Raw genomic sequence first — 15,174 nt, 5'->3', positions numbered from 1 at the left:
AAGACGATTTGCCAGTGATGGCTTAACCAGAATTCGGGTTAATTAATATCGGCTCAGAGGATAATATTGGCACTACATTTGACTCCATGTTGAAAAAAGATCTATCACCACCGAAATATTGAGAGATTTCACACGTAAAAACATGTGCAAGTAAAAGCCAATTAAGTATTTAACTTCCCACCGTGCAACATCATCATTTAATAAAATAGTGGGCAGAGAATCACATGAAACTCGCAGTTAAAACTACGAGTTTTCTATCTATTATCCACGTTTCTTTTTCTTTCCCTGAACTGCCTTAAAACGCGGATTAGATTTACAAATAACATATAATCGACCACGACGGCTTATAATTTTGCAATCGGGGTGGCGAGTTTTTGCCGTTTTAAGTGAACTTAGCACCTGCATTTTTTATGATCTCTCAATCTATTTATTACCAATAAAACGCCCGAATTTTTTCTGGAATCGTGCAGTGCTTCCTTCCTGAGACAAGGTTTTCTGCTTACCCGTATAAAAAGGATGTGATTCTGATGACACATCAATAGTGACATATGGGTATTCTTCCCCATTAAGGGTAATTATCCGTTCTGTGCGAATCGTGGAGCCAATTGTAAAATAGGCATTAGCACTAGTATCGTGAAATACAACTACCCGGTAGTTTGGATGGATATCTGGTTTCATAATTTCGCCAAAATGTAATAATATAACATTACAATAGCGTAATCTATTTTTATCGGCAAGGAAATAATGATAAATTTTCTTAACTCAAAAAAAGCCTCTGTATTTTTAATGTACAGAGGCTTATTTCAACGTCTTACTATAAAACGATTATTCTACGGTTACTGATTTAGCCAAATTACGAGGCTGATCAACATCAGTTCCTTTAATCAGAGCAACATGATAGGAAAGCAATTGCAGTGGTACAGTATAAAATATTGGTGCAATCAGCTCTTCAACATGCGGCAATGGAATAATCTTCATTCCTTCACTATCAGTAAAACCCGCATCCTGATCAGCAAACACATATAGCAATCCACCACGAGCACGTACTTCTTCGATATTAGATTTCAGTTTTTCTAGCAGTTCATTGTTCGGAGCTACAATGATAACCGGCATATCTGCATCAATCAGTGCTAGTGGGCCATGTTTTAATTCACCGGCAGCATAAGCCTCAGCATGGATATAAGAAATCTCTTTTAATTTCAGAGCGCCTTCAACCGCAATCGGATATTGATCACCACGGCCAAGGAACAAAGCGTGGTGTTTGTCAGAAAAATCTTCCGCCAGCGCTTCAATAATTTTATCTTTCGATAACATGCTTTCGATACGGCTTGGCAATGCGTGTAATGCATGAACAATTTCTTGCTCCTGTCCTGCATCAACACCTTTCAAGCGTCCAAGGTAAGCCACCAGCATCAGCAATACTGTTAGTTGAGTTGTAAACGCCTTAGTTGAAGCAACACCTATTTCTGCACCGGCTTTGGTCATCAGAGCAAAATCAGATTCACGTACTAAAGAAGAACCCGCTACGTTACAGACAGTCAACGATGTGAGATATCCAAGCTCTTTAGATAAACGCAGTGCTGCTAATGTATCTGCGGTTTCACCTGATTGAGATAATGTGATCAGTAAGCTTCCTGAACGGCGTGCTGATTTGCGGTAACGGAATTCAGAAGCAATTTCTACATCACAAGGAATACCAGCCAATGCTTCAAACCAATAACGGGAAACCATTCCCGCGTTATAGGATGTACCACAGGCAACAATCTGAATATGCTCTACTTTAGCTAATAATTCAGCGGCGTTAGGACCAAGTTCAGACAGATCTACTTGCCCATGACTCAAACGCCTTTCTAAAGTACTTTTGATCGCCATTGGCTGTTCATAGATCTCTTTTTGCATGTAATGACGGTAGACACCTTTGTCACCAGCATCATACTGAATATTGGATTCAACCTGTTCCCGTTCAACCGGTTTGCCTTGAGCATTAAAAATACTCACAGTACGACGGGTTACTTCGGCAATATCCCCTTCCTCAAGGAAGATAAAACGGCGAGTAACAGGCAATAGTGCCAACTGGTCAGACGCCAGAAAGTTTTCTCCAACACCCAGACCTATAACCAAAGGACTACCGGATCTTGCAGCAATTATTGTTCCAGGATCACGGCTATCCATGATGACTGCACCATAAGCACCACGTAGCCGAGGAATAACTCGTTGAATAGCTTCTAGCAAAGTGCCACCTTGTTTTTGCTCCCAATGAACAAGGTGGGCAATAACTTCTGTATCAGTATCCGAGATAAACTGGTAACCGCGCTCAATTAACTGAACGCGTAATTCTTCATAATTTTCAATAATACCGTTGTGAACAACAGCAATATAATCAGATACATGCGGGTGAGCATTTTTCTCGTTTGGTTCACCGTGTGTAGCCCAACGGGTATGAGCAATACCTGTCCCACCAAGGACGGGTTGCTTATCAACCTCATCAGCAAGTACTTGTACCTTACCGACTTCACGCAGACGAAGCATATTTTTTTCGTTATCAACAACCGCCAAACCAGCGGAGTCGTAACCTCGGTATTCCAAACGACGCAATCCTTCAATCAGGATTTCTGCAATATCTCGTTGTGCTACTGCACCAACAATTCCACACATCAGTTTTATTCCTAAAAATAGGGCTGATGAAAGCCCTTTATATGTCAAGAGCCTGATTGTTTTCCGGTTTTTCCGGTCCCCGAGCCTGTAGAGTGGGGATTATTATTTTATTTTTTTTCCTTCACAGGGCGTTTCCACCCCTGAATATGTGTCTGTTTAGTTCTGCTTACTACCAGTTCATTTTCAGCTATGTTTTTTGTCACTGTTGTCCCTGCTCCGATTGTTGCGCCTTTAGCAACAGTCACTGGAGCGACAAGCTGAGTATCAGAACCAACAAAAACATCGTCACCAATAATGGTTTTAAATTTATTAGCGCCGTCGTAGTTACAGGTAATAGTACCTGCACCAATATTTACATCACGACCAATGTCTGCGTCGCCAAGATAAGTCAAATGTCCAGCTTTAGAACCTTTACCCAGATAAGATTTTTTCATCTCAACGAAATTCCCTACATGGGCTTTTTCAGCAAGCTTAGAACCGGGACGCAAACGAGCAAAAGGCCCAACAGTACAACCCGTTTCCATTTCAGAATCTTCAACAATTGTATAAGGGCTAATAATAGAATCATCGCCAATAATACAATTCTTCAACACACAACCAGTACCAATCTGTACGTTATTACCAAGGGTTACATTACCCTCAATAATGACGTTAGTATCAATAACCACATCACGGCCATGAATCAGTGTGCCACGTAAATCAAAACGAGCAGGATCTAACAGCATAACGCCTGCTAGCAATAATTGTTCCGCTTGTTCAGATTGATAAATGCGTTCAAGAGCGGAAAGTTGAAGGCGGTTATTTACACCTTCCATTTCACTCAAGCGAGTTGGGTGCACCGCTTCAATTTTTCGACCTTCTTTATAAGCTAGCGCAATCACATCAGTAAGGTAGTATTCACCTTGAACATTGTTGTTATCCAATTGGGACAACCAACGTTTTAAATCACCACCGTTAGCAACCAAAATCCCTGTATTTATTTCATTGATTTTACGTTGATCTTCAGTCGCATCCTTTTGTTCAATGATGCCAGTTACTTCTCCGTTTTCACGAACAATACGACCATAACCCGTTGGATTATCCAAAATTGCTGTCAATAAACCTATACCACCGTCAGGTTTAACCGCTAGCAGGCGTTCAAGGGTATCTGTACCAATAAGAGGCACGTCGCCATACAGTATCAAAATATCTTCATCATCAGCGAAATGTGGTGCTGCCTGCTGCATTGCATGACCAGTCCCTAACTGCTCTGTTTGTAATATCCAGTTCAGTGTTTGATCAGAAAGGGTTTGTTTCATCAAGTCACCACCATGTCCATAAACTAGATGAACATTTTTAGCACCCAATGCCATTGCAGTATCAATTACATGCTGAACCATAGGTTTACCGGCCAGCAAGTGCAACACTTTAGGGAGATCAGAGTACATGCGGGTTCCTTTACCCGCGGCAAGGATCACAACACTTTTTGCACTGTTAGACATAAGAAACCCGATAACTCCAATTTAAGAAATAAAAGTAAACCTGTTTATAAGATAAATTACTACATATTTCGCAATACAAAAAAGCCAGTTAGCTCGCACCAACTGGCTTATTTATTTAACCGCCTGTATTACATCGCTTTTTTTGTTAACTCGATTACACGAAGCTTCGCAATCGCTTTAGACAATTCAGCCGATGCCTGAGCATAGTCAACATCACCGTGAGAATTACGGATGTGTTCTTCAGCTTTACGTTTAGATTCCAACGCTTTAGCTTCATCCAAATCTTTACCACGGATCGCAGTGTCAGCCAGTACGATAACGCCGCTCGGTTGTACCTCAAGGATACCACCAGAAAGGTAAATGACCTCTTCTTCACCGAACTGCTTAACAATACGTACCATGCCAGGTTTTATGGCAGTCAGTAGCGGTGCATGTCCTGGATAAATACCCAGTTCACCTTCACTACCTGTCACCTGAATTTTCTGTACCAAACCTTCAAACATCTGGCTCTCAGCACTGACAACATTCAGATGGTAAGTCATCGCAGCCATGTCAACCTCCGGTCAGCCGTATTAAAGTTTCTTCGCTTTTTCCACAGCTTCTTCGATGGTACCAACCATGTAGAACGCTTGTTCTGGCAAGTGGTCATAGTCACCATCCAGGATACCTTTAAAGCCACGGATAGTGTCTTTCAAGGAAACGAATTTACCTGGTGAACCTGTAAAGACCTCTGCAACGAAGAATGGCTGAGACAGGAAGCGCTGGATCTTACGAGCACGCGCAACTACCAGCTTATCGTCTTCTGACAGCTCATCCATACCTAGGATAGCGATAATATCTTTCAGTTCTTGATAACGTTGCAGGATAGACTGAACACCACGAGCAACATTATAGTGCTCCTGACCAACAACCAGCGGATCGAGCTGACGGCTGGTAGAATCCAACGGATCAACCGCAGGGTAAATACCCAAAGAAGCGATCTGACGGCTCAAAACTACGGTTGCGTCTAAGTGCGCGAAAGTTGTCGCCGGAGATGGGTCGGTTAAGTCATCCGCTGGTACATAAACAGCCTGTACGGAAGTAATAGAGCCGGTTTTGGTGGAAGTAATACGTTCTTGCAGAACACCCATTTCTTCCGCCAGAGTTGGCTGATAACCTACCGCAGATGGCATACGGCCAAGCAATGCGGATACTTCAGTACCTGCCAAGGTATAACGGTAGATGTTATCAACAAATAACAGAACATCGCGGCCTTCATCACGGAACTTTTCAGCCATTGTCAGACCAGTCAACGCAACACGCAGACGGTTTCCTGGCGGCTCGTTCATCTGACCATATACCAGAGATACTTTATCCAGTACGTTAGAGTCTGTCATTTCGTGGTAGAAGTCGTTACCTTCACGGGTACGTTCACCTACACCGGCAAATACGGAGTAACCTGAATGCTCAATCGCAATGTTACGGATCAACTCCATCATGTTTACGGTTTTACCTACGCCCGCACCACCAAACAGACCAACTTTACCACCCTTAGCGAATGGGCAAATTAGGTCCATTACCTTGATACCGGTTTCCAGCAGTTCTTGAGAGTTAGATAACTCTTCATAGCTTGGCGCTGGACGATGAATAGCCCAACGCTCTTCTTCACCGATATTGCCTTTCATGTCGATTGGCTCACCCAATACGTTCATGATACGGCCCAATGTCGCTTTACCAACCGGAACTTCAATTGGGTGGCCTAAATCAGTGACGCTTAAACCACGGCTTAAGCCATCAGAAGTACCCATTGCAATACAACGAACAACGCCGCCGCCTAACTGCTGCTGAACTTCCAGCACCAGTTTAGCTTCGCCGTTTTGAACCTCAAGAGCATCGTATACTTTTGGTACGGCATCTTGAGGGAATTCGACGTCCACCACGGCGCCGATTACCTGGATAATCTTTCCAGTAGCCATCTTGAATCCTCTACGTAATTCATAAACCTAGCTGTTAAACCGCGGAAGCGCCCGAGACAATCTCGGTCAGCTCCTGAGTTATGCTGGCCTGACGAGCTTTGTTATAAACCAACTGCAACTCTTTGATCAGGCTGCCACCATTATCAGTTGCGGCTTTCATCGCCACCATTCGTGCGGCCTGTTCACTAGCCAGGTTTTCAACGACGCCCTGATAAACCTGCGATTCTACATAACGACGCAGCAGTATATCTAGCAACGCCTTAGGATCAGGTTCGTATAAATAATCCCAGGATTTCTTCTTCAGTGTCTCATCATCTCCGGCAGGCAGAGGCAATAACTGAGTAATAGTCGGTTCCTGGGACATTGTATTGATGAACTTGTTTGTCACCACATACAATTTATCCAGACGTCCCTCATCGTATGCCCGCAGCATGACATTCACTGGCCCGATCAATTCGGATAGTGAAGGGTTATCTCCCATGCCTGTTACCTGAGCAACAACGTTGCCTCCAACAGAAGCAAAGAAAGAAGTAGCCTTAGAGCCGATAAGCGCCAGATCACACTGGACACCTTTATCAGACCAGTCTTTCATTTCTGAAAGCAGTTTTTTGAACAGATTAGTGTTCAAACCACCGCACAAGCCACGATCGGTAGAAACAACCAGATACCCGACACGTTTGGTTTCACGTTCTTCAAGGTATGGATGTTTATATTCCAGATTACCTAACGCAAGGTGACCAATCACGCTGCGTATGGTTTCTGCATAAGGACGGCTGGCCGCCATGCGATCCTGCGTTTTACGCATTTTGGACGCGGCAACCATCTCCATCGCTTTAGTGATTTTTTGCGTGTTTTGCACGCTGGCGATCTTGGTACGTATCTCTTTTGCGCCGGCCATTCCTGATTCTCCTCATTAACCAGACGGCCCATGTTTAATTAAACCGGGCCGAATAGTGTTACCAGGACTGAGTTGCCTTGAAGGAATCCAGCAGAGCTTTCAGCTTTGCTTCGATCTCTTCATTGTAACCACCAGACTGGTCAATCTCTTTTAGAAGATCAGCATGTTCACGGTTGGCATATGCAAGCAACGCAGATTCGAAATCAATAACCTTAGCAATTTCGATATCTTCCAGATAACCACGTTCCGCAGAAAACAGAGACAACGACTGTTGTGCAACAGACATTGGAGCATACTGTTTCTGTTTCAGCAATTCAGTTACTTTTTGACCATGATCCAACTGTTTACGGGTTGCATCATCAAGGTCAGAAGCAAACTGAGAAAATGCTGCCAGTTCGCGATATTGAGCCAGAGCAGTACGAATGCCCCCAGACAATTTCTTAACGATTTTAGTCTGAGCAGCGCCACCTACGCGGGATACGGAAATCCCTGGGTTAACTGCTGGACGAATACCCGCATTGAACAAACTAGATTCCAAGAAGATCTGACCATCAGTAATTGAAATAACGTTTGTTGGTACGAATGCTGATACGTCACCCGCCTGAGTTTCAATGATAGGCAGGGCCGTCAGAGAACCGGTTTTACCCTTCACTTCACCATCAGTGAATTTTTCTACATATTCAGCGTTAACGCGTGCTGCACGTTCCAGCAAACGAGAGTGCAGATAGAAAACGTCACCAGGGAATGCTTCACGTCCTGGCGGACGACGGAGCAACAGGGAAATTTGACGATAAGCTACAGCTTGCTTGGACAAATCATCGTAAACAATCAGCGCATCTTCACCGCGATCACGGAAGTATTCGCCCATTGCACAACCAGAATATGGCGCCAGGTATTGTAATGCCGCAGATTCTGAAGCAGTCGCAACAACCACAATGGTATTAGCAAGAGCACCATGCTCCTCTAATTTACGAACAACGTTCGCAATAGTAGAAGCTTTCTGACCAACTGCGACATAGACACATTTTATGCCTGAGTCACGCTGGTTAATGATTGCGTCAATAGCCAGTGCTGTTTTACCCGTTTGACGGTCACCGATAATCAGTTCACGTTGACCGCGACCGATAGGGATCATTGCGTCAACGGATTTATAACCAGTTTGTACCGGCTGATCAACAGATTGACGGTCGATAACACCTGGAGCAATCATTTCAACGGCAGAGAAACCATCATGCTCAACAGGGCCTTTACCATCAATCGGCTCACCCAGTGTGTTTACTACACGACCAAGCAGACCACGACCAACAGGCACTTCAAGAATACGGCCGGTACATTTGACCTTCATGCCTTCTGCTAAGTCAGCATACGGGCCCATTACAACCGCACCTACGGAGTCACGCTCCAAGTTCAATGCGATTGCATAACGATTGCCAGGCAGTGCGATCATCTCACCCTGCATAACTTCGGCTAAACCGTGGATACGAATGATACCGTCGTTAACGGATACAATCGTACCTTCATTGTGAGCTTCACTCACTACATTGAACTGAGCAATGCGCTGCTTGATCAGTTCGCTGATTTCGGTGGAATTCAGTTGCATATGCTCCAGTCCCCTTAAGACTGCAAGACGTCTGTTAAGCGATCTAAACGGCCGCGAATACTGCCATCAATCACCAAATCACCCGCGCGGACAACCACACCAGCAATAACAGACTTATCAATTTTGCAATTCAGCTTAACTTTGCGTGACAGACGTTTTTCCATCGCTACAGAAATTTTAGCTAGCTGTTGTTCTCTCAGTTCGGCAGCAGAAATCACTTCAACATCAACAGTTGATTCAAGTGATGCACGCAATTGAATAAATTGCTGCAAAACTTCCGGTAACGCCAGTAAGCGACCGTTCTCTGCCATAACACGAATAAAGTTCTGAGCATGCTCATCAACCTGTTCACCGCAAATTGCGATAAAGGTATTAGCTAATGTTTCCGATGCCAATGAACCGGAAAGCAGCTCACCAACTTGCTCATTACGAGTCACCTCAGCCGTGAACGCCAGCATATTCTGCCATTGTTCAAGCGATTGTTTTTCTACAGCAAAGTCAAAAGCTGCTTTGGCGTAGGGGCGAGCTACAGTAGCGAATTCAGACATGCCCCTCCCTCCTTACAGTTCAGCGACCAGTTTATCAACGATGTCGCTATTAGCAGCTTCATCCACGGAACGCTCGATGATTTTCTCGGCACCTGCGATAGCCAACATAGCGACCTGCTTACGCAACTCTTCCCGAGCACGCTTACGTTCGGCATCAATTTCTGCCTGAGCTTGCGTTACGATTCTGTTACGTTCCTGCTCGGCTTCCGCTTTCGCATCATCAAGAATCTGGGCTTTTTGTTTATTAGCCTGTTCAATGATGACCTGAGCTTCCGCTTTCGCTTTCTTCATTTGGTCGGTCGCATTGGCTTGCGCTAAGTCCAGGTCCTTTTTGGCTCGTTCCGCAGAAGTTAAACCGTCAGCAATTTCTTTTTGACGTTTTTCTATGGCCGCCATGATTGGTGGCCATACGAATTTCATACAGAACATCACAAACAGGACAAACGCAATGGCCTGGCCGAGGATTGTTGCATTAAGATTCACAGCACAATACCTCTTTTAAAATTAATGAGTTGACGTAGTTTCAGATGATTTCTACAAACTACGCGACAGCAAACATTACGTACAAGCCAAGGCCCACAGCAATCATTGGGATGGCGTCAACCAGACCCATAACGATAAAGAACTGTGTACGCAGCAGAGGGATTAAATCCGGCTGACGAGCAGCGCCTTCCAAAAATTTACCTCCGAGGATGCCGATACCGATCGCAGCACCGATTGCCGCTAGACCCATCATCACAGCGGCAGCCATGTACAGCAGATCCATATTCAGGTTTTCCATGACAGTCTCCAGTTTGTTTCAGTTAAAACACAGTTAGTTATTGTGGTAAAAAATTAATGTTCTTCAGATGCCATCGATAGATAAACAATCGTCAGAACCATGAAAATAAAGGCTTGTAACGTAATAATCAGTATGTGGAAAATAGCCCAAGGTAGGCTAAGTAACCACTGCGACCACCACGGTAACAGACCAGCTATAAGAATAAAGATCAATTCACCCGCATACATGTTACCAAACAGTCGCAAACCGAGTGATACCGGTTTTGAAAGCAAGCTAACGCCTTCCAGAATTAAGTTAACTGGAATAAACAGTGGATGATTAAAAGGCTGTAAAGTCAGCTCTTTTGTAAAACCACTAATCCCTTTCATCTTAATGCTGTAGAAGAGGATGAGGACAAAAACACCGATAGCCATCGACAAGGTAATACTGACATCTGCTGTTGGCACGACACGCAGAGCAGGTAAACCAAAGACATGTTCACCGATATAAGGGAGAAAATCGATTGGCAATAAGTCCATCACGTTCATTAATAACACCCAAACGAACACTGTTAGTGCCAAGGGGGCAATAACTTTGCTCTTGCCGTGATACATATCACGAACGCTGTTATCAACAAAACCCATGATCAATTCTATAGCAGTCTGAAGTTTGCCAGGTACGCCACTGGTGGCATTAACCGCAACCTTTCTGAATACATACAGAAATAAAATCCCTAATACGACTGAGAAAAAAAGCGAGTCAATGTTCAACGTCCAGAACGTTGCAGAACCACCAGAGTTGGGATCGACCAACTCAAAGGTACGTAGGTCCAACTGAAGGTTATTCAGGTGGTGGCCTATGTAGTCCCTTGCAGTTGAAACTTCTCCTGATGCAGACATGATGCCTCTTACCCTTTTATTGTTGAAAACCTAACCGTTTATCACAGCAGGTGCGATGATTTGCACAATCAGCACCGCTAAATAAGTTAAACCTAGTGGTGCAAACGCCGCTTTAAACACGCCTAAAGCAACAACCAGCACAGCTATCGTAATAATAACTTTCAACCCTTCGCCAACAGCGAAAGACCATGCAATACGTACAGGAACCTCTTCTTCTTTTGCTTTTTGAAAACTGGCAAACAGCATGAATACGGCATTAGGTAACCAACATGCTAACCCACCAGCAAAAGCAGAAGCGCCCCATTCTATACTTTTGGTACAAAAAGCCACACTGAGAACAACAAAAGTCATTAACTGCAAAAAAAGCAGCTTCAGTGCAATTTTACCGCTGTAAAGGGATACAGACATGACTTTTGTTTTCTCCCCTTGCACGCCTTGCATATCAGGTTTTGCTAAATGTTGTATAAAACTGCCTTTGCTTAAGAGTGTCAAGTGACAAAAACGTGCAAATTATACGGGCCGCCAAAATGAATTCAATCCATAAGTAGCGAAAAGGTGAACAATTATTTAAATTTTTTATTTTGGCGCCAGATCGCAAGCTAATAATTGTGCTGATTTCTTGTTTTTTATAATTTCATATATTTCAGAGTTAAATGTGATTCAAATCACATAAATTTTTTATTTGTTAATTATCTTTAACATTCACAGGAAACAAAAATAAATAAAATTAATAATAAAATCAATTCCTTAATTTAATTCCATACAAAAGAGTGATTATATTATTGATTTAAATCACTCAGCTAATTTCTAGCCAGTTTAAAAGAGTGAATCTGATGAAAAAACGCTTTATCTGATTTTCAAAGGTTCAACTATCTTAATATCAAGATAACGTTATTTTTATGTAATAACTCGGTAAATTAAAGCTGAAACGAGGCAAACCATAATTAACGATGTCGATTACAGTATAATTGTGCTCAACATCACTAATTATTTATAACTTTATTGACAAATAACAAAATCAGTTTGATTTAAGGATAACCAAATGACGTTGCCCTTCCAGTTCAGGAACCTCTAATTTAATAACCGAATCGACAGAAATTCCAAGAGGTAACATAGTTAGTTCATCTTCTGAAAGCATACCTTTAAGCGCATAGAAACGCCCATGAATAGGTTCGGGCAAATGACTGCACCAAGAGACCATATCTTGCAATGAAGCAAAAGCACGGCTTATTACACCATCAAAAGGCGGCTCAGAAAAATACGCTTCAACCCTACTTTGCACTGGTTCGATATTTATCAAATCAAGTTCATGCTGAACCTGACGCAAAAATCTCACTCTTTTACCTAAACTGTCCAGCAATGTGAAATGAGAATCTGGACGGACAATAGCTAATGGAATACCTGGCAACCCAGGGCCTGTGCCCACATCGATGAAACGATGACCTTGCAGATAAGGGCTGACAACAATACTGTCCATAACATGACGCACCAGCATTTGCTCTGGATCACGTACTGATGTGAGATTGTAAGCCTTATTCCACTTATTGAGCATATCAACATAGGCTACAAGCTGCTGTTTCTGCTGTAGTGACAGCTCTATTCCTGCTTCGGTCAGCAACAATTCTAGTTTGTTTAGCACAATCAAAATCCCCTCAGGCACTGCGGCGCAATAATCCTTGTTTTTTCAACCACACAAGTAAAATTGAAATTGCAGCAGGTGTTACCCCTGAAATACGTGAAGCCTGACCAATTGAAGTTGGCTTATGATCATTGAGTTTGGCGACAACTTCATTAGAAAGACCACTGATTTGGCGGTAATCGAGATCAACCGGTAATAATGTGTTTTCATTACGTAGCTGTTTTTCAATTTCTTCCTGCTGGCGGGCGATATATCCCTCGTATTTAACCTGAATCTCAACCTGCTCAGCGGCCTGTGGTTCTTCAAGACTTGGGGAAAACAGAGGCAACGAGGTCAAAAGTTCATAATTCATCTCAGGACGACGCAGTAGATCTTCACCATTAGCTTCTTTCGACAATGGCGTTTTTAATATATTGTTAATATCATCAAGATTATTTGAATTAGGGTGAATCCAAATATTACGTAAACGCTGACGTTCTTGTTCAACCATTTCCACTTTACGGCAATAATGTTCCCAACGTAAATCATCTACTAACCCTAATTCACGGCCTTTTTCTGTTAAGCGTAGGTCTGCATTATCTTCACGTAACATCAAGCGATACTCAGCTCGAGAAGTAAACATACGATATGGTTCTTTAGTCCCTAAAGTACATAAATCGTCAACTAAAACGCCGATATAAGCTTGATCACGGCGAGGGAACCAACCTTCTTCTTCTGAAGCGTAACGAGCTGCATTAAGGCCTGCCAAGAGTCCTTGAGCAGCAGCTTCTTCATAACCTGTAGTGCCGTTAATTTGTCCAGCAAAGAATAGACCGTGGATAAATTTACTTTCTAATGTTTGTTTCAGATCTCTTGGATCGAAGAAATCGTATTCTATTGCATAACCAGGACGAATAATGCGAGCATTTTCCATTCCTTTCATGGAGTGGACAATTTGCATCTGTACGTCAAATGGTAAGCTAGTAGAAATACCATTTGGATAGATTTCATTACTAGTCAATCCTTCAGGCTCAAGGAAGATCTGATGAGTATTACGATCCGCAAAACGCATGACTTTATCTTCGATTGAAGGACAATAACGTGGACCGATCCCTTCAATGATCCCGGCATACATTGGACTACGATCCAAATTATTGCGGATCACGTCGTGCGTTTTTTCATTGGTATGGGTGATATAACACGGTATTTGTTGTGGATGTTGTTCCACATTTCCAAGGAAAGAGAATACAGGTGTTGGATTATCGCCTAATTGTTGTGTTAACTGACCAAAATCAATCGTTCTGGCATCAATACGTGGTGGTGTTCCTGTTTTTAATCTGTTTACACGTAAGGGTAACTCACGTAAGCGTTGTGCTAATGAAATTGCTGGAGGATCACCGGCCCTTCCACCACTATAATTTTCCAGACCAATGTGGATCTTACCGTCAAGAAATGTTCCCACAGTCAAAACAACAGCTTTGGCTCTGAATTTGAGTCCCATGCGTGTTACTGCACCAGTCACTATGTCATTTTCAACAATGAGATCCTCTACAGGTTGTTGGAAGATCATCAGGTTAGGTTGATTCTCCAACGCCATACGCACAGCTTGACGATAGAGAACTCTATCCGCTTGGGCACGTGTTGCACGAACCGCAGGCCCTTTACTGGCATTTAAAGTTCTGAATTGAATGCCGGCTTGGTCAGTTGCTTTAGCCATTAAACCACCAAGAGCATCAATTTCTTTAACCAGATGTCCTTTACCGATCCCACCAATAGCTGGGTTACATGACATTTGGCCCAAAGTGTCAATATTGTGGGTCAGTAATAAGGTTTGACGGCCCATACGAGCAGCTGCCATAGCAGCTTCAGTACCGGCATGACCACCACCGATAATGATGACGTCAAATTGTTCTGGATAAAACATGGTGATGAACCTTTAGTTATAAGAATGCTCAGTGCTGTATTAGGGGAAGAGAATTCTACTCAAGTTTTGGCGATAGACCAAGTGGGTAAGATCGCCGGTAATTAAAAGAAGATCTTTTTTATTTAAAGATCTGTTTATTAGATCTTTTATTAGGATCATGATCTTTTGTGGATAAGTTATTTTTCCTTAGAAAGATCATAAAGCTGTAAAGGATCATTTGTTGTGAATGATCCGTGATCCCGCGAGGTATAAACTGGGATCTAAATTGATGGTTATTCACAAGGTGATCATTACCAGATAGTTATACTATGGATAACTACGGGTTAACCCCGGCTTTTTAGATAAGTTATCCACAATCGTTTGCTGTTTTTTTGTTCTTATTAGAGTGACTTTGCCCAATTTTTAACCCATTCTTCAGCGGGATCTTCGGGGATCTCATGTTGTTGAATATCAATTTCCAGACGATCGCCTAGGCGTTTGGCGCCATTTTCTATCAATAATTGGTCAAATGATCTTATTGCACCGCAAAAAGTATCATATTCAGAACTACCAAGGCCAACAGCGCCAAACGTTACCTTGCTGAGATCAGGTTTTTGTTCAGAAATTTCTGCTGCCAATGGTTGTATATTTTCTGGCAATTCTCCTGCTCCATGTGTGGATGTGACGACTAGCCAGATCCCTTCCTGAGGAAGCTCATCTAAAGAGGGGCCGTGCAGCATTTCAGTAGAGAAACCAACATCTTCCAAAATTTCAGCCATATGTTCAGCTACGTATTCAGCACTGCCCATTGTGCTACCGCTGATTAAAGTAATAGTGACCATAGTGATCTCAACAGA

At 42.9% G+C, this 15,174-nt stretch carries 16 protein-coding genes; all 16 read right to left on the bottom strand.

All coding sequences use genetic code 11. From position 1 onward, the window contains the following. Nucleotides 1–261 precede the first annotated feature (261 nt). Complete coding sequence (gene ykgO, locus OO184_RS21180) at nucleotides 262–405, bottom strand: type B 50S ribosomal protein L36 (RefSeq protein ID WP_265380882.1); 144 nt, start codon at nucleotides 403–405, stop codon at nucleotides 262–264. Between the two features lie 18 nt (nucleotides 406–423). Beyond that, nucleotides 424–678 carry a type B 50S ribosomal protein L31 gene (locus OO184_RS21175; protein WP_049585017.1) on the bottom strand — a complete coding sequence of 85 codons (255 nt, stop codon included), beginning with the start codon at nucleotides 676–678 and terminating at the stop codon, nucleotides 424–426. Nucleotides 679–825: 147 nt separating this feature from the next. After that, nucleotides 826–2,655, bottom strand: coding sequence for a glutamine--fructose-6-phosphate transaminase (isomerizing) (gene glmS, locus OO184_RS21170; RefSeq protein ID WP_265380881.1), 1,830 nt, complete (start codon nucleotides 2,653–2,655; stop codon nucleotides 826–828). Nucleotides 2,656–2,762: 107 nt separating this feature from the next. Beyond that, entirely contained in the window at nucleotides 2,763–4,136 is a 1,374-nt protein-coding gene (gene glmU, locus OO184_RS21165) for a bifunctional UDP-N-acetylglucosamine diphosphorylase/glucosamine-1-phosphate N-acetyltransferase GlmU (RefSeq protein WP_265380880.1), read from the bottom strand. Nucleotides 4,137–4,264: 128 nt separating this feature from the next. Further along, nucleotides 4,265–4,687: a F0F1 ATP synthase subunit epsilon gene (locus OO184_RS21160; protein ID WP_088372731.1), complete on the bottom strand. Its 423-nt coding sequence runs from the start codon at nucleotides 4,685–4,687 to the stop codon at nucleotides 4,265–4,267. A 21-nt stretch (nucleotides 4,688–4,708) separates the two neighbouring features. Continuing rightward, the gene (atpD, locus tag OO184_RS21155; protein WP_265380879.1) at nucleotides 4,709–6,091 is read right to left on the bottom strand and encodes a F0F1 ATP synthase subunit beta; all 1,383 of its coding nucleotides are present in this window, start codon (nucleotides 6,089–6,091) and stop codon (nucleotides 4,709–4,711) included. Between the two features lie 34 nt (nucleotides 6,092–6,125). Next, nucleotides 6,126–6,989, bottom strand: coding sequence for a F0F1 ATP synthase subunit gamma (atpG, locus tag OO184_RS21150; protein WP_049585021.1), 864 nt, complete (start codon nucleotides 6,987–6,989; stop codon nucleotides 6,126–6,128). Between the two features lie 58 nt (nucleotides 6,990–7,047). After that, on the bottom strand, nucleotides 7,048–8,589 hold the full coding sequence (atpA, locus tag OO184_RS21145) for a F0F1 ATP synthase subunit alpha (protein ID WP_265380878.1): 1,542 nt from the start codon (nucleotides 8,587–8,589) through the stop codon (nucleotides 7,048–7,050). A 14-nt stretch (nucleotides 8,590–8,603) separates the two neighbouring features. Beyond that, a complete protein-coding gene (atpH, locus tag OO184_RS21140; protein WP_046396704.1) occupies nucleotides 8,604–9,137 on the bottom strand; it encodes a F0F1 ATP synthase subunit delta in 534 nt (177 codons plus the stop codon). A 12-nt stretch (nucleotides 9,138–9,149) separates the two neighbouring features. Next, a complete protein-coding gene (atpF, locus tag OO184_RS21135) occupies nucleotides 9,150–9,620 on the bottom strand; it encodes a F0F1 ATP synthase subunit B (RefSeq protein WP_265380877.1) in 471 nt (156 codons plus the stop codon). A 58-nt stretch (nucleotides 9,621–9,678) separates the two neighbouring features. After that, nucleotides 9,679–9,918 (bottom strand): F0F1 ATP synthase subunit C, encoded by a 240-nt coding sequence (gene atpE / locus OO184_RS21130; protein WP_000429386.1) that lies wholly within the window; start codon nucleotides 9,916–9,918, stop codon nucleotides 9,679–9,681. Between the two features lie 53 nt (nucleotides 9,919–9,971). After that, nucleotides 9,972–10,796 (bottom strand): F0F1 ATP synthase subunit A, encoded by an 825-nt coding sequence (gene atpB / locus OO184_RS21125; protein WP_265380876.1) that lies wholly within the window; start codon nucleotides 10,794–10,796, stop codon nucleotides 9,972–9,974. Between the two features lie 30 nt (nucleotides 10,797–10,826). Beyond that, the gene (gene atpI / locus OO184_RS21120) at nucleotides 10,827–11,204 is read right to left on the bottom strand and encodes a F0F1 ATP synthase subunit I (RefSeq protein WP_265380875.1); all 378 of its coding nucleotides are present in this window, start codon (nucleotides 11,202–11,204) and stop codon (nucleotides 10,827–10,829) included. A gap of 610 nt (nucleotides 11,205–11,814) precedes the next feature. Next, nucleotides 11,815–12,435 (bottom strand): 16S rRNA (guanine(527)-N(7))-methyltransferase RsmG, encoded by a 621-nt coding sequence (gene rsmG / locus OO184_RS21115; RefSeq protein ID WP_265380874.1) that lies wholly within the window; start codon nucleotides 12,433–12,435, stop codon nucleotides 11,815–11,817. Between the two features lie 13 nt (nucleotides 12,436–12,448). Then, complete coding sequence (mnmG, locus tag OO184_RS21110; protein WP_265380873.1) at nucleotides 12,449–14,338, bottom strand: tRNA uridine-5-carboxymethylaminomethyl(34) synthesis enzyme MnmG; 1,890 nt, start codon at nucleotides 14,336–14,338, stop codon at nucleotides 12,449–12,451. Between the two features lie 380 nt (nucleotides 14,339–14,718). Then, nucleotides 14,719–15,159, bottom strand: coding sequence for an FMN-binding protein MioC (gene mioC, locus OO184_RS21105; protein ID WP_049585025.1), 441 nt, complete (start codon nucleotides 15,157–15,159; stop codon nucleotides 14,719–14,721). Between the last annotated feature and the right edge of the window lie 15 nt (nucleotides 15,160–15,174).

It is taken from the genome of Photorhabdus aballayi, from assembly GCF_026153155.1.
GTDB lineage: Bacteria > Pseudomonadota > Gammaproteobacteria > Enterobacterales > Enterobacteriaceae > Photorhabdus > Photorhabdus luminescens.
Note: the sequence above shows the minus strand (reverse complement) of the source record. Positions and strands in the feature narration are given on the sequence as shown.

What these genes read in the sequence shown, in the direction of transcription:
- ykgO (WP_265380882.1), bottom strand. Translation starts at nt 405, where the DNA reads ATGCAGGTGCTAAGTTCACTTAAAACGGCAAAAACTCGCCACCCCGAT.
- OO184_RS21175 (WP_049585017.1), bottom strand. Translation starts at nt 678, where the DNA reads ATGAAACCAGATATCCATCCAAACTACCGGGTAGTTGTATTTCACGAT.
- glmS (WP_265380881.1), bottom strand. Translation starts at nt 2,655, where the DNA reads ATGTGTGGAATTGTTGGTGCAGTAGCACAACGAGATATTGCAGAAATC.
- glmU (WP_265380880.1), bottom strand. Translation starts at nt 4,136, where the DNA reads ATGTCTAACAGTGCAAAAAGTGTTGTGATCCTTGCCGCGGGTAAAGGA.
- OO184_RS21160 (WP_088372731.1), bottom strand. Translation starts at nt 4,687, where the DNA reads ATGGCTGCGATGACTTACCATCTGAATGTTGTCAGTGCTGAGAGCCAG.
- atpD (WP_265380879.1), bottom strand. Translation starts at nt 6,091, where the DNA reads ATGGCTACTGGAAAGATTATCCAGGTAATCGGCGCCGTGGTGGACGTC.
- atpG (WP_049585021.1), bottom strand. Translation starts at nt 6,989, where the DNA reads ATGGCCGGCGCAAAAGAGATACGTACCAAGATCGCCAGCGTGCAAAAC.
- atpA (WP_265380878.1), bottom strand. Translation starts at nt 8,589, where the DNA reads ATGCAACTGAATTCCACCGAAATCAGCGAACTGATCAAGCAGCGCATT.
- atpH (WP_046396704.1), bottom strand. Translation starts at nt 9,137, where the DNA reads ATGTCTGAATTCGCTACTGTAGCTCGCCCCTACGCCAAAGCAGCTTTT.
- atpE (WP_000429386.1), bottom strand. Translation starts at nt 9,918, where the DNA reads ATGGAAAACCTGAATATGGATCTGCTGTACATGGCTGCCGCTGTGATG.
- atpB (WP_265380876.1), bottom strand. Translation starts at nt 10,796, where the DNA reads ATGTCTGCATCAGGAGAAGTTTCAACTGCAAGGGACTACATAGGCCAC.
- atpI (WP_265380875.1), bottom strand. Translation starts at nt 11,204, where the DNA reads ATGTCTGTATCCCTTTACAGCGGTAAAATTGCACTGAAGCTGCTTTTT.
- mnmG (WP_265380873.1), bottom strand. Translation starts at nt 14,338, where the DNA reads ATGTTTTATCCAGAACAATTTGACGTCATCATTATCGGTGGTGGTCAT.
- mioC (WP_049585025.1), bottom strand. Translation starts at nt 15,159, where the DNA reads ATGGTCACTATTACTTTAATCAGCGGTAGCACAATGGGCAGTGCTGAA.